Origin of the sequence: Paenibacillus sp. FSL H8-0537 (genome assembly GCF_038051995.1) — a bacterium.
In the GTDB taxonomy this organism is placed as follows: Bacteria; Bacillota; Bacilli; order Paenibacillales; family Paenibacillaceae; genus Pristimantibacillus.
Map to the genome: position 1 here is coordinate 3,792,786 of NZ_CP150290.1, position 13,446 is coordinate 3,806,231.

A 13,446-nucleotide genomic window follows, 5' to 3' on the forward strand; every position below is an offset into this window, starting at 1 on the left:
AGAGAGGCATCACCTATGTTTATAACTTTTTCACCATCCGCAGTTGAGCAGCTTTCTCCCTATTTAGAAGACGGCGTTCACCAGCTTAAGCTGCTGCATGATACCGAAGGCTGCGGCTGCGTCGTCAGCGGTGTCCCCGCCCTACAGCTTGTAAAGGAATCTAGTGCAGACGACCGATTAACACAAGGACAACCCTTCGCCTTTTTGTATGAACCCCGCCATGAAGTTTTTTTTGAACCTCAACTGCGCATCGGTTACGATACGGATCGTGGAACATTCAGTTTGAAAAGCGACGGACAAATTTATTCCCTTAATTTGCGATTTCTGACGGCTCCAGCCTAGCTACACTGTATTTTATGAACTTTTAACTAAGATTAACCTGCAACACCAGATATAGGAGGAGCCTATGAACAACGTTAACCAAATCATGAACGACAATAAAGCTTTTGTCGAGCGCAAAGATTATGTGCAGTACATAACGAGCCGTTTCCCCGACCGTAAAATGGTCATCGTCACCTGCATGGATACGCGGCTGACCGAAATGCTGCCGAAAGCGATGAACCTGCGCAATGGAGACGCCAAAATTATCAAAAATGCTGGCGGCATCGTCACCCAGCCGTTCGGCAATATTATGAGGAGTGTTTTAATCGCCATCTATGAGCTGCAAGCCGATGAAGTATTTGTCGTCGGGCATCATGGCTGCGGCATGACCGGTCTTAATCCCGAGGTCATCGTTCAGCATATGACGGAACGCGGCGTACCCGAGCAGACGGTTGAAACGCTAAGGCACTCTGGGCTTAATTTCATGCGCTGGCTGACCGGATTCGACAATGTGAAAGAAAGCGTGGAGAAAAGCGTAGGCATTATCCGCAATCACCCCTTGCTTCCGCCTAATGTTCCTGTGCATGGCATGACGATTGAGCCGGAAACAGGACAACTCGATCTGATTGTCAACGGCTATGACAGACTGAAACAAGAATAGCCGCAAGCCTTTCCTACATAATATCTATTGATTTGATAAAGAAGCCATTCCCGCACAAAAGGGAAGCTGAACCGTTCACTGCTTTCGCAGAGCCGTTCAACGATTGTGCGTCGATGGCTTCTTTTTTCTCGCGGCAATCGCTTCTTCTCTCGCGGCAATGACATCGCTGCGATCCCGCAACATATGACGATGGATAAGCGCTTCGTCTGTCTTATCACTCGGCAATCCCCACTGCGACAGAGCCATTCCTCTCTCGGCGCATTGCTGCTCGCATAACAATTGAAGCTGGGCATCGACAATAACGAGATTCATATCCTTATAAGCAGGCGAAGTAGCATCTTCTAGCTGCTTTGACCTTGAAAGTGCAGCTTCCAGTTCTATTACAGCTACAGCGCCATCTAGCCCGAGGCTGTCCAGTGATTCGACAGTCAGCTTGCCAAGCGCTTGCTCATACATTTTTGCTGCACCTGCAAGATTGCCCCGCCGCTCATGATATTGGCCAACAGCCAGCTGGATCAGCCCTACCCATATAAGCGCCCGTTCATCTTCGGGATGCTCCTTCCAATACTCTTCCAGCTGCTCATGGCATTCGAAAAAGTCTCTCGTTACATGAAACTCAACTAAATACGATACATAATGACCTGGATATCTCATACCAATCTACCCCTTCTGCCTTTCTAATCATTGTAGCGTTTTGCGCTGCAGCGGTGCAACTTACTCGCAGCAACAGCTTGTTTATATTACATCCACGCTGACCGCTTTATTGACGTTATCGACCATTTTATGGCGAACCTCTTGGTTTGATTTTTCAATCTCCCCTCAACAATACCTATACTTAATTTCAATTAATATTTGAAAATCAGGCATATGTCCAAGCGAGCAAGCTTCTGCCTGCATTAAATAGTTAGAAATTATCATTAGGAGGTATTACGCTATGGCTTGTAGTAACAGTGCATCTGCTCTTACATGCTGTTCAGATAAAAATTTCGTTCAAGATAAAGTATGTACGCCTTGGAGTGGCACAGTTGTAGCGGCTGATGTCCTTGTTGTTACTTTTACGAATAATATTAACCAAAATATTGTAGGAACTGGTTATTTGCAATATGACGTCGGTCCTGCTGATATCACCTTTGATTTCCTTGACAGTACCGGAACCCCTATTAACCCTACTCCTTTTACACTTGCTCCTGGAACAAGCATGGCATTTACCTATCGTCGTTTCAGCGCTATCCAAATTACACTGCCGGCAGCATCTCCAGGCACTTATCAAGGAGAGTTTTGTATTACTACCCGGTACCCTATTTAATAAAAAGGACGCAGGAGGTATAAACGCATATGTGTGATACTGCACCTTCACTTAGTTGTTGTACGGACAAAATTATTGTACAAGATAAAGTATGTATCAACTGGCAGTTAGCTGCTGCAGGTACTCAAGTTATTTTTTCAGATAACATACCTCAAATTATTAGCGGTACAGGTTTTGTGAAATATGAAACAGGCACGGGTGCTCTAACCGTAAATTTTTTCGCTGCAGGAATTGTTGCCCCCATTGAAACGATCGTTATTCCTGTCGGAGGAAGCGCATCGTTCACTGTAGCGCGATTTCAATCCATTTCCTTAACTTCAACCGCAGCTGTACAAGGCGAATTCTGTATTACTGTACGTTACAACCTATAAAATAAAAAGGTTTTAATAAGGTGGTTCTTCCATTTCGATGGAGAACCACCTTATTTATTGCCCGTTCAGCGAGGAGGAGCCAGCAGATAATTGCAAGGTGGTTGAAATAACATATTTCCCTTCCACATAGGTGAAATCATTGCCTTGTACTGATAATCTAACTGATTTCACACCTTGCCCAATAAAATTAGATGTATTTCCGGGCAATACAATGATCCGCTTTAGCTCATCGCCGTTTATGTCTACGTTCAAAGCATCCGTGCTCGCAGCATCAGAAAAAATGCTAATTTGTGCAATCGTTGTTTGGGAGTCGACATCGGCCTCCCATATTAAAAATTCAGGCTGCTTACCTTGAATGAGCACATTACCACAGCACTCTTTTTCAATGACAATATCGTTAGCATTTTTACAAGGCTTTACCGGGTTGATTGGGTTGATTGGGTTCACGGGATTCACTGGAATTACTGGATTCACAGGGTACACGGGATCTAAACAAGGTGCAGTGGGGAATGTAATTGGGAAGGATAGTATTTTACGGAAGCGTTTGGGACGGTTTAAAAAAACCGGACGCACTCTCCGTTTTCGCCTGCGATTTCGACAGCGTCTTTTCTTTACCTTGCAGTTAAATTTGCGTTTGTGCTTGCGTTTGATTTTCTGAATACAGGAGGAATTCATTTTGAGAACGATCATAAACGTTGGCAAGACTTCTCTTCTTGAACGACGTCCCTTTTTCAGCATATTCTCCCTCTTTCAACAACGACAATTCAGTCACTCACTTATATTAAATGTTCCTCCTCCGCATATGGTTATACATGATGAGAATTTATTTCAAAAAACGATTTAGGTGATTTCGTGCATGGACCAAACAACGCCATTCGTGGCCCCATTCCCAATGTTAAGTGCAATAGTTAATCCATTCGCATTATAAAATAATCCAATTACATCGCCTGCCGTAAGCGTAACCTCGCCCGCTAAAGTTACTTCTCCACTTCCGAGAACAGCGCGTAATGTTAACACCAGCACGACGCTGACATTTAGTATAGGCAACAGACCTGCAACTAAAGAAGTCACAGTAGGAGAGGTTCTTTGAACAACAAAAAATGGGTTAATTCCTGCACCAAGTGTGACACTCAGAGCAGCGGTTGTTGCATAATTTATAGTCGCTAAAATCGTGTATCTTCCGGTTGCCGGAATTGTGAAATTCCCTGTTACGGCATTAAAATTCGGATGTCCATAATAAGGATTCGCCACCGACCAGTTTGTAAGCTGTCCAGTTGCGGATAACGCAATATTAGATAAAAATGCAGAAAATCCTTGTGTAGCAAAATTGGGACCGGTTGCCCCCGTTGCGCCGGTGCCACCTGTTGCTCCTGTAGCTCCAGTAGCCCCAGTAGCCCCAGTAGCCCCAGTAGCCCCAGTCGCTCCCGTTCCACCCGTCGCCCCAGTTCCACCAGTTGCTCCCGTTCCACCCGTCGCCCCAGTTCCACCAGTTGCTCCCGTTCCACCCGTCGCCCCAGTTCCACCTGTCGCTCCCGTTCCACCCGTCGCCCCGGTTGCTCCTGTGGCTCCTGTTCCTCCAGTCACCCCGGTTTCACCTGTAGCTCCAGTGCCTCCCGTCGCTCCTGTTCCTCCTGTCGCACCGGTTGCCCCTGTTGCCCCCGTTACGCCTTTCTTGCTGGGTATTCCATTACAGCTTAACTGACCGCCACAAGTACAATGGTTATTTGAACCTCCTTGGCAATTGCTGCAATATCCCGAGCTGCTTAAATACATCTGCCTAGCCACTCCCTTTATGCGGTTCTCCCTATTGCCTCAGACCGTTAGAATCATAAAAATATTGCTAACGATAAAATAGTAAACCTATTTGTTCTCGCCCTGCCCTGCTAATAAAGAGAGTTATATGAAAGTCAGCGTTCACCCAACGCTCTAACATGCTTTGTTTACCAATTCCTCGACATTACTTCTCTACTACTAGTTAATGGATTTTTCAAGCACACGGTTTGTACGTATGCCTTTTCTTCATAAGAATAGTTTAAAGCACAAAGAAACCGGCTCCCTCACGAGCAGGCTTCTTTGACTTCCCCCTCTTTTCATCTCACAAGCCTTTAAAATTTCTCCTTAATAAAAAAGAAACTCCCAGCAGCTTGCGCTGCAGGAGCCTCAATATAAGCACACCCAATCTATACGTTAACCGCTAATTATTTGCACCATAGCCCAATAGATCGAGCCTTTCCTCATCACTGATTTTTGGGCAAGTGCTGCAATACCCATGCACCTGTTGTCCCTCCCGCCTCAGCCGGTAAGCCAAGCAGCAATAACGGCGTAAAACAATTGGAGCCCCTTCAAATTGAGGATGATGAAATTCGCGAAATGAAACAGCCAGCGGATTACCCTTCCTTTGTTCTAACAAAATACTCCGATCGGCCAAAATAAGCTGCCATCGCTGTTCCGTTCGCCAAACATCCACATTCTGCTCCAGACGGACATAGCTATTCTGAACATAATTCGAAATGAGCGACCACATCATGTTCACCTTTGCACCTGTATGCGAGGATACCGCCGCCAAAATCATTTCTGTATGCTGCAGCAAACGATCTGTCCAATTTTCAACCTCAACTTTGCGCTGTTCCAGCTCAAAAATGGTCAGTGATGGATGCGCCGCTGTCCTTACCTGATATTCCATTGCGGCAAGACTCGTTATTCGAAATCGCACACTTTCAGGCGCTATTGCAAGTCTACAATCAAATAAACTAACAGCAGACACCAGCCCCATAAAAAATACGGCGTAACGTTTTGCAAACAAGGTTCCCACTACGATATCGCCGGGATCTTCCAGTTGTCTGGACTGGAGCCTCATAATGTGAGAACATCTGGTAGGATCTAGAAGCTCTACGGCAGAAAATGGATAGGCCTCCTTCTCCAATTCCCCTATGGAAATACGAAAATTCTGTTGTAAAAAGCAAGCGGCCTGTTCCTGCTGGGCATACTCCTCCATCTGCTTACTCCATCATTTTCAATACTTCATCTATAATTTGTCCACGGCCAATGACGCCCCAGCCTTTAAACAGCCAAAACGAGTCTGTTTCATACACCTCATTATTTTGCACCGCAGAAACCTTATTCCAGAAGGGGCTGTCCTTCATGCTATTTAAATTTTTCTGTCCATTAGGATCAACTTCAAGCACGATGTAATCAGCGTCGAGGTCAGAAATCACTTCTAAAGACAGCTCGCCGCGCTGCTCCTCTGGCGTCAACGATGTTTTTGAAAAGCCGAGATCATGGTACAACAGCGTAGTGGTAGGATGACCTTTTTCCGCGTAGATTTGCAAATTCTTCTCTCTGACCCTTAAGTAGGCAAGATTAAGATTTTCGATAGACTGTATCTTCTCGCTGGCTTGCCTGGTCTTTTCATCAAGCTCGGCTATTTTCTCCTTAGCCAAATCCACTTTGTCGTACAGCTCGGCCACTTTCAATAAATCTGCAGTCCAGTAGGTCGTATCATCGTCATACTCCAGCCACTCCGTTCCAAGCACAATCGTCGGTGCGATCTTTGCCAGCTGATCATACGTATTTTCCGCAGTCCGGCTCTCTATGAGAATGACATCCGGCTCCAGCTGAACAATCGCTTCCAAATTGGGACTATCCGCAGAGCCTACCAGCTGTACACCTGCAAGCTCGCTTGCCAAATAAGGAAGATAGTCTCCACCATAACGGGTCTCCACATTGACACCAACTGGTTTTTCACCGATAGTCAGCAGATGATCAATATACGCAGCGGAAAGCACGACTATTTTGTCGATTTTAGCAGGAACGATCGCCTCCCCTTTCAGATGGGTAACGGTACGAGTCGCGTTTTCCACTGGTTGATTCACAGGCTGATTCGTTTGCTCGGGTGCGCTCGCTTGACCTTCTCCTTTACCACAAGCCGTAACCGCAAGCAGCAGCATAGAAAGTAATACAAGGTACATCATTCGATACTTATTCATTTGTTTTTAACCCTCTCTTTATAGTAATAATAATCATTATCACTAATCATAAAGAAAGGCCCTTTCAATAACCATGGATAAATCCATGCGATTAAGGTGGATCTTTTCACTCTATTATTCCGAGCTTTAATGCTGCATAGTTCATCGCCCACATCCTACCGGAAGGACCCAGCGCTTTGAAAAATAAATCACTAGCGTCATAAACATGATGGCGACGTACCGCATCAAGTGATTGCCATTCTTCCGATTGAAGCAGATGCTGCAAGCGCATTTTCGAGCCTTTAGTGGAGTCAGCCATAAGAAAAATATGCTGTGGATTAAATAATGGCAGGTCGTTTAGCTGGATATCGAGCGCCCATTCGTGGGCAGGGAACCGATCCGGAAGCGATAATCCCAGATCATCATAAAAAAGGCTGCCCGTTTGATTGCTTTTTCCATATACCCGATAAAAGTTCTGGCTCACCCTTATAAAATAAACGCTCTGTCCTCCCCAATGCGCCTTCAATCGTTCCTTCAGCTTTTCCGTTCTCTCGCCATACCTGCTTATCCATGCTGCCGCCTGCTGCTCTCTGCCCAATAGGCCCGCAAGCTGCTCCAGCGTCTGTCCGTATTTGTTCGAATGCTTAAGCATCGCAGTTGGCGCAATCTGATTCAGCAGCTCATCCCGCTCCAAGCGATCACTTGTCAGTATCAGATCCGGCTTTGTTCTCAGCAGCTTGTCGTAATTCGTGTGACCGCCTTGGAGCATAGAGCTTTGCTGGCTGTACGCATTCAGCATCGGAATGGTGCAGGTCGAGGAAACCCGATTCGTATAGGACAGCGCAGCAACCGGCTCATATCCAAGTGTAATTAAATGGTCATCCAGCCCATAATATAACGCGGCAATGCGATGGCATTTATTTTTAATATATAAGGTAGGGGCAACGCCTTCGGCTTTTTTGAAAACTCTGCTGAAATAATGCTCATCCTTGTATCCGACCTGCTCAGCTACACGCTTCGCTTTCATCGAGGAAACCAATAATTGCTTTGCTTTTGTAATCCGTTGTTGCAAAAGATATTCCGTAGGTGTGCTGCCCATTTGATTTTTAAACGTTTTCGTAAAATGATTCAGACTGAAGCCTGCCATTTCCGCCAATTGGCTAACCTGCAAATCCTTCTGGTAATTTTCATTCATATAGGCCAGCACCTGGTCCATACCTACAGTCTGCTGCTGCTCAGGCCTGCTTTTGCCCATCATCAGCAGCAGCTTTGAAAGAATATAATGGATCGTATGCCTCTCCTGTACTCGGAAATGCCGACTTAACTCAAGCAATTGCTGGATTAAACCCTCTACGGCTGAACGATCGTCCACTAACGCAAGCTTCCCCTGCAATGGGAAAATGGGCCGCTTAACCGACCAGCCTTCTATCGGCTTGCTTAAATGCATACAGGAAAACAGAATCAATGAATATTGAATCGGATCCCTGGAATCAGAATACCCTTCGACCATCGTTTCAGGCTGTAGAAAAAATAAATCACCTGACTTGACTGGAGTGGCATGACCGCTTATTTTCAGCAAACCCTTGCCAGCGGTTACATAGCCTATGGCATAGGTATGGAGCATTTTAGGAGTTAATTTCGGGGTTAATGGATCGTCCGCTTGACCCCGGAAAGAAAAGCAGTGAATCGAAGTAAAGATAAGTCTCCTCATCAAGTTTGCTAGATTGTGCATGACCACCCTCCCTTCATTTCTTTCATCCTAGAGCCTTCAATTTTGCAGCCTATTCAGTCGGAATATAGACGAATAAGCCATCTCCGATGCAATACCGGAAACAGCTTATCGCCTCGCTTCAGATTTTTTTTGCTGCAAAAAGGACCATTTAAGAACCGCGACGCCGCCATCCAAAAACGCGTACATGCACAATGCCCTTCGTCGCCCAATGAGCTAAAACATACAGTACAATGAACACAATAAGGAGCGGTTTAAAAAAGATCACCGCCACTAGCCAGCTAACGAGAATCTGCCAGCGTTTCATGCGCCTTATGACCTTCATCGGTGCTAAAAAGATACGATACAGCTTATTGCTGTTTTGCAAGGCATTCAAATATTCATCCTGATACTGCTTATCCTCTGGATTGAGCCTGACGGCGCTTTGCATATACTTTTCCTGCAGCGTATAGTCGCCCCGATGGCCTGCCGCCCAAGCGAGATGCAGCAGCACACCTGGTTCTTCCGCCTCTGCCCGAATCGCCTGCCTGTCCAAATGCTCCGATTCCTCAAAATGACCCAGCAGCGCTTCCGTATAGCTCAGCACAGCCATATAAAGCGGCGACTCCGCATTCAGCTGGAGCGCTTGCAGCAGATGCTCCTTCGCTTCCTTGAATTTCCCCATTTTGTTCATTCGACTAGCAAGCAAAAAGTAGTAATGAGCTCTGTATGGTTCAATTCGCAAAGCTTCATGTGCCGCTTCGAAAAAGGCCTTCACATCATCCGTATCGTAAAAGGTGACAACGCGTACATACCAAGCAACCGTATGGTCCGGATCACGCTTCAACACTTCACCAGACCAATACAAGCTTTTTTCGTAATCTTCCATTTGCAAATAAATTTGAGCTATAAGTGCCAATGCATCTATATCTTCCGGGTTATGGCGCAAAATCTGCTCTGCTTGCCCCAAAGCTTCCTTATACCGCTTCCACTCAAGCAATTGATATACAGCAGCATACGTATTTTGCTCAAAATCTCTTTCTTCCGCCAAAGCTTCTCCCTGCCCCTTCCTGCTACTTAATGCCGTGCTTCTTCATATAATCCAGCACAACCTGATAGTCACGGTTGACATCACTGAAGGTGGCATAGTTTTTCGCAGTGGAAAACCACTCCAGCGTTGTCGCTTTGCGGGATTTCACTGCCGCTTTCACATCATTTTGGGAAATCGGCTGCACTTCGCCCGTCTCCAGCATGCGTTCCATCGCCGATTCCACCGCATCGCTAACGACCTGCTCCAAATCAGCTCCGGAAAAATATTTCGTCTCGGCAGCAATTCGCTCCAAATTCAGCGAATCCACGGGCTTGCCTTTCAGCTTCAGCCCCAAAATCGTTTGGCGCTCCGCTTCCTCTGGCGGCGGTACAAATACAAGATGGTTAAAGCGTCCAGGACGTCTAAGCGCGGAATCCAAATACCATGGCGTATTAGTTGCTCCAATTACAAAAACATTTTCGTTCTCCGCTTGCAGACCATCCAGCTCAAGCAGCAGCTGATTGACCAGCATGCGGTCGTGATGCTGGCGCATTTGGTTCCGGCTGCCGCCCATTGCATCCAGTTCGTCTATGAAAATGACACAAGGCCTGCACTGGCGCGCTTTTTCAAAAAAGTCATGCAAGTTATGCTCGCTCTGCCCCGTATACATCGAAAGAATTGCCTGCAGCTCTATATGAATAAAATTAGCTTCAATTTCGCCCGCCACCGCTCGCGCAAGAAACGTTTTGCCACACCCCGGAGGCCCGAACAGCAGCAGGCTTCCTCCTGCTGATTTGCCATAGGCTGCGAACAATTCTGGCTGCTTTAGCGGCAAAATAAAGTTCATGCGAATTTTCTTCTTAACATCTTCCAAACCGCCTACATCATCGAACGTTTCCGCTGGCTTATCTGACTCGACAAGCGATTGATCCTCTTGATTGAATTGAATAAGCTTTAGATTTTTGCGCCTTTGCGCTGCGAGATCATCAAAATCAGACATTAGGCTCTCTCCTCTACTAATCTAGCATGCTGAATTTACGCTATTAATCCAGAATAAAGAAATAAATTGTCGTTTGCAAGGGTAGCGGGTCATTCTACTATTCCTCCACTACCTCTCCCCAGGCAGCTTCTCTTCCTTGCCTTTCAACCGACGAACCATGTGCTCCCTTAAAGGGCGCCAATAAACTAGCGTCCCGGTCTACCATTTCATAAACCTGCACTCTGAAAATATTATCGGCGTTAATATAGCTGTCTTCCTCATCACCTGCGAACAAACGCCAGCCGCTGTCCTGCTCATCGTCGCCAGCTTCACGGTACATCCAGCATACGGCATCGCCCTGCTCCAAGCAGCGCCTAGATACGAGTGCCATCTTTTCGCCATCCGCAAGCCATCTCTCATCGCCCTCCCGCAGGATCGTTCTGGCAATATGCTGCGGCTCGAACACTAGGCTGTCTCCTGACTTCAAGCTTTTCAAATAGACCGGCTGGTTCGTCAACACCCCGGTGTATTGCTCAGTCGCTTGGTTAAAGCCTGTAACCTCCACCCACATTCGTTCGGCTCTCGGCTCATTTTCACCCGGGTTTGCCAGTGTAAAATGCAATCTGACCCGTCTTCCTACTTCTTGCGCCCGCCGCTCCTTCGCAGGCGGGATAAAGAAGCTGTCTGGATACAGCCTGCTGGTCTGCTCTACATCTTCAAGCGTCCATTCCATCATTTGTTCCTCTCTCTTTTGCTCGCTAATTCGGGCGACAGCACATCAAGAATGGCCATCACCTCATGAAAATTATCCTCCACGAGCTGGCCGCTAAAGGGGCGAAGCATGCCGAGAAATCCGTTCGTCATCTTCTCCTGCTCGATATCTTCAAACGCAAAGGCATGACATTTTAATAATACTAAAGCCTCTTCCCTATTCATTGACCTCTCCTTGCATTTTCAAGTTTCGCCATGTAATAGCATTGTATTAAGAAAAAAAGCTGTCCTCGCACAAATCAGAAAGTTGTGCTGTGAGCTGCAATAGCCCCTCAGTTCCATTCTTGTGCTTGGACAGCTTTATAGGTTTCAGGCGAGCGGGAAAGGCTTAAAGCTCTTTCGACGCCTGCTCCAAATACTTCGTCAATTGCGAATAGTCGGGGGTATCCTTTTCTTGAATTTTAATTGTTTTCCGCTCCTCCGGCCCTTCAAACAGCTCCGCTGGCAAATCCAGACCCGTCGTATGGAATAAGGTAAAGGAAACCGCTTTTTTAGAAGGCGAAATGACCGCCGCATACTTGCCATTTTTCAAAAAATGAGGCTTCTTATATTGCAATCGCTCCTGAACGTCTGGAATGACCTCGTGTATGAGGCTGCGCAGTTGATTCGATACGTCAACCTGCCATGGCACGTCCAATGCTTCTATAAAAGCGGTGATTTCTTCCGTTTCGGGCAAAACGATTCCACCTCTCGCATTTCGTATATATTTCGACAATAGTTTACAGGCTTATTTCCAAATGTCGTTCCTGAGTGTATTATGCAGGATTATGGCAGCAATGTCCATATTCGTGCATTTACGTTCCGCAATAAGTACGGTAAGCGCGGCCTGACGGCTCAGGCAATGCTGCATATTGAGCCTGCTTTGGAGAATGGGCATAGGGATCGGCAAGTGCTTCAAGCAGCCGCTCCATCACCGTATAATCTCCATTAACCGCAGCCTCCAGTGCCTCTTCCACCCGATGATTGCGCGGAATGATGGCTGGATTGCTGCTGCGCATGAGCTGCCCCGCTTCCTCTAATGACTGCTCCTGCCTGCCGACCCTATTCTGCCAGCGCTCATGCCACTCTGTATATTCAGGGCTACTAAACAGAGCCGAGTCCTCCAGCTTGTTAAACGTTAACGCCACAAACGTATTGGTGTAGTCTGCGCCATGCTTCTCCATCAACGTGAGCAGGTCTTTCATCAGCTCGTCGTCCTGCTCCTCCTCATTGAAAATGCCCAGTTTTCCACGCATGCCTGCGAGCCAATGACGGTGATATTGGTCTGTAAAATCCGCTAAAGCTTTTTCCGCAAGCTTCAAAGCCTGCTCCTCATCGTCATGCAGCAGCGACAATAGCGATTCAGCTAATCTTGCCAAATTCCAGACCGCAATGTAAGGCTGATTGCCATACGCATAACGGCCTTGACTGTCAATGGAGCTGAACACTGTCGCTAGGCTAAAAGCATCCATAAAGGCACATGGGCCGTAATCAATCGTTTCGCCACTAATCGCCATGTTGTCCGTATTCATGACGCCATGAATAAAACCGACGAGCTGCCATTTGGCAATAAGTGATGCCTGGCGCTTAATCACTTCCTGAAGCAAGGAAAGATAGCGATTGTCATCTGCAGCAATTTGCGGAAAATGTCTTTGCACGGTGTAGTCCGCCAGTGCTCGCAGCTCCTCTGCCGCTGCCCATTGTGCAGCAAATTGGAACGTTCCGACACGGATATGGCTCGCAGCTACGCGGGTCAAAATGGCACCCTGCTGTGTATCCTCGCGGTAAACAGGCTCGCCTGTTTTCACGACCGCCAAGCTGCGGGTAGTGGGAATGCCCAGCCCATACATGGCTTCGCTAATGATGTATTCACGCAGCATCGGCCCAACCCCCGCACGGCCATCGCCACCACGGGAATAGGGCGTTCGGCCTGGGCCTTTTAGCTGAATGTCGACTCGCTCGCCTGAGGGTGTAATTTGTTCGCCCAGCAGCAAGGCACGCCCGTCTCCTAAGCGGTTAAAATGACCAAACTGATGGCCTGCATAAGCCTGAGCAAGCGGCAAAGCGCCCTCGGGAATTAGATTGCCCGCAAGCATAGCCGCGCCTTCCTCGCTTTGCAGCGCCTCGGCACCCAGTCCTAGCGCTTCAGCCAGCTTATCATTGCAAATTATCAGCTCTGGAGAACGTACCGGAGTTGGGTTTGTTGCTGTAAATAATCCTTCTGGCAGTCTTGCATAGCTGTTGTCAAAGTTCCATCCGATATGTATATTGGCTTGCTTCTCGCTCATATTCGATCGCCTACTTTTTCATTAATTTGTACACTTCTTCATTATACTACATCTTGAACTACATCCC

Annotated in this window: 16 protein-coding genes; 4 read left to right on the forward strand and 12 right to left on the reverse strand. The window is 47.0% G+C overall.

Annotated elements, in window-relative coordinates:
• Positions 1-15: 15 nt before the first annotated feature.
• Positions 16-342: an iron-sulfur cluster biosynthesis family protein gene (locus MHB80_RS15875; protein WP_341277906.1), complete on the forward strand. Its 327-nt coding sequence runs from the start codon at positions 16-18 to the stop codon at positions 340-342.
• 64 nt (positions 343-406) lie between these two features.
• Positions 407-982: a carbonic anhydrase gene (locus MHB80_RS15880; protein WP_341277907.1), complete on the forward strand. Its 576-nt coding sequence runs from the start codon at positions 407-409 to the stop codon at positions 980-982.
• A gap of 96 nt (positions 983-1,078) precedes the next feature.
• On the opposite strand, the gene MHB80_RS15885 is transcribed toward MHB80_RS15880, so the two are convergent.
• On the reverse strand, positions 1,079-1,636 hold the full coding sequence (locus tag MHB80_RS15885; RefSeq protein WP_341277908.1) for a DUF309 domain-containing protein: 558 nt from the start codon (positions 1,634-1,636) through the stop codon (positions 1,079-1,081).
• A gap of 280 nt (positions 1,637-1,916) precedes the next feature.
• Here MHB80_RS15885 and MHB80_RS15890 point away from each other — a divergent pair, with 280 nt between their 5' ends.
• Both MHB80_RS15890 and MHB80_RS15895 read left to right on the forward strand, forming a co-directional pair.
• Complete coding sequence (locus MHB80_RS15890; RefSeq protein ID WP_341277909.1) at positions 1,917-2,288, forward strand: S-Ena type endospore appendage; 372 nt, start codon at positions 1,917-1,919, stop codon at positions 2,286-2,288.
• A 29-nt stretch (positions 2,289-2,317) separates the two neighbouring features.
• The gene (locus tag MHB80_RS15895; protein WP_341277910.1) at positions 2,318-2,659 is read left to right on the forward strand and encodes an S-Ena type endospore appendage; all 342 of its coding nucleotides are present in this window, start codon (positions 2,318-2,320) and stop codon (positions 2,657-2,659) included.
• 54 nt (positions 2,660-2,713) lie between these two features.
• On the opposite strand, the gene MHB80_RS15900 is transcribed toward MHB80_RS15895, so the two are convergent.
• From MHB80_RS15900 to MHB80_RS15950, 11 genes are all read right to left on the reverse strand, one after another.
• Complete coding sequence (locus MHB80_RS15900; RefSeq protein WP_341277911.1) at positions 2,714-3,397, reverse strand: S-Ena type endospore appendage; 684 nt, start codon at positions 3,395-3,397, stop codon at positions 2,714-2,716.
• Between the two features lie 102 nt (positions 3,398-3,499).
• Complete coding sequence (locus MHB80_RS15905) at positions 3,500-4,432, reverse strand: hypothetical protein (protein ID WP_341277912.1); 933 nt, start codon at positions 4,430-4,432, stop codon at positions 3,500-3,502.
• A gap of 421 nt (positions 4,433-4,853) precedes the next feature.
• The gene (locus MHB80_RS15910; RefSeq protein ID WP_341277913.1) at positions 4,854-5,654 is read right to left on the reverse strand and encodes a (2Fe-2S)-binding protein; all 801 of its coding nucleotides are present in this window, start codon (positions 5,652-5,654) and stop codon (positions 4,854-4,856) included.
• Positions 5,655-5,658: 4 nt separating this feature from the next.
• Complete coding sequence (locus MHB80_RS15915; protein WP_341277914.1) at positions 5,659-6,645, reverse strand: ABC transporter substrate-binding protein; 987 nt, start codon at positions 6,643-6,645, stop codon at positions 5,659-5,661.
• Between the two features lie 106 nt (positions 6,646-6,751).
• The gene (locus tag MHB80_RS15920; RefSeq protein ID WP_341277915.1) at positions 6,752-8,356 is read right to left on the reverse strand and encodes an AraC family transcriptional regulator; all 1,605 of its coding nucleotides are present in this window, start codon (positions 8,354-8,356) and stop codon (positions 6,752-6,754) included.
• 148 nt (positions 8,357-8,504) lie between these two features.
• A complete protein-coding gene (locus tag MHB80_RS15925) occupies positions 8,505-9,383 on the reverse strand; it encodes a tetratricopeptide repeat protein (protein WP_341277916.1) in 879 nt (292 codons plus the stop codon).
• A gap of 22 nt (positions 9,384-9,405) precedes the next feature.
• Positions 9,406-10,362, reverse strand: a complete 957-nt coding sequence (locus tag MHB80_RS15930) for an ATP-binding protein (RefSeq protein WP_046232510.1) — start codon at positions 10,360-10,362, stop codon at positions 9,406-9,408.
• A 97-nt stretch (positions 10,363-10,459) separates the two neighbouring features.
• Positions 10,460-11,077 carry a DUF2185 domain-containing protein gene (locus MHB80_RS15935; protein WP_341277917.1) on the reverse strand — a complete coding sequence of 206 codons (618 nt, stop codon included), beginning with the start codon at positions 11,075-11,077 and terminating at the stop codon, positions 10,460-10,462.
• Positions 11,074-11,277, reverse strand: a complete 204-nt coding sequence (locus tag MHB80_RS15940) for a hypothetical protein (RefSeq protein ID WP_341277918.1) — start codon at positions 11,275-11,277, stop codon at positions 11,074-11,076. Before MHB80_RS15940 ends, MHB80_RS15935 begins: the two co-directional genes overlap by 4 nt.
• A 163-nt stretch (positions 11,278-11,440) precedes the next feature.
• Positions 11,441-11,788, reverse strand: coding sequence for a DUF1801 domain-containing protein (locus MHB80_RS15945; protein WP_341277919.1), 348 nt, complete (start codon positions 11,786-11,788; stop codon positions 11,441-11,443).
• 118 nt (positions 11,789-11,906) lie between these two features.
• A complete protein-coding gene (locus tag MHB80_RS15950) occupies positions 11,907-13,379 on the reverse strand; it encodes a YdiU family protein (RefSeq protein ID WP_341277920.1) in 1,473 nt (490 codons plus the stop codon).
• Positions 13,380-13,446 lie beyond the last annotated feature (67 nt).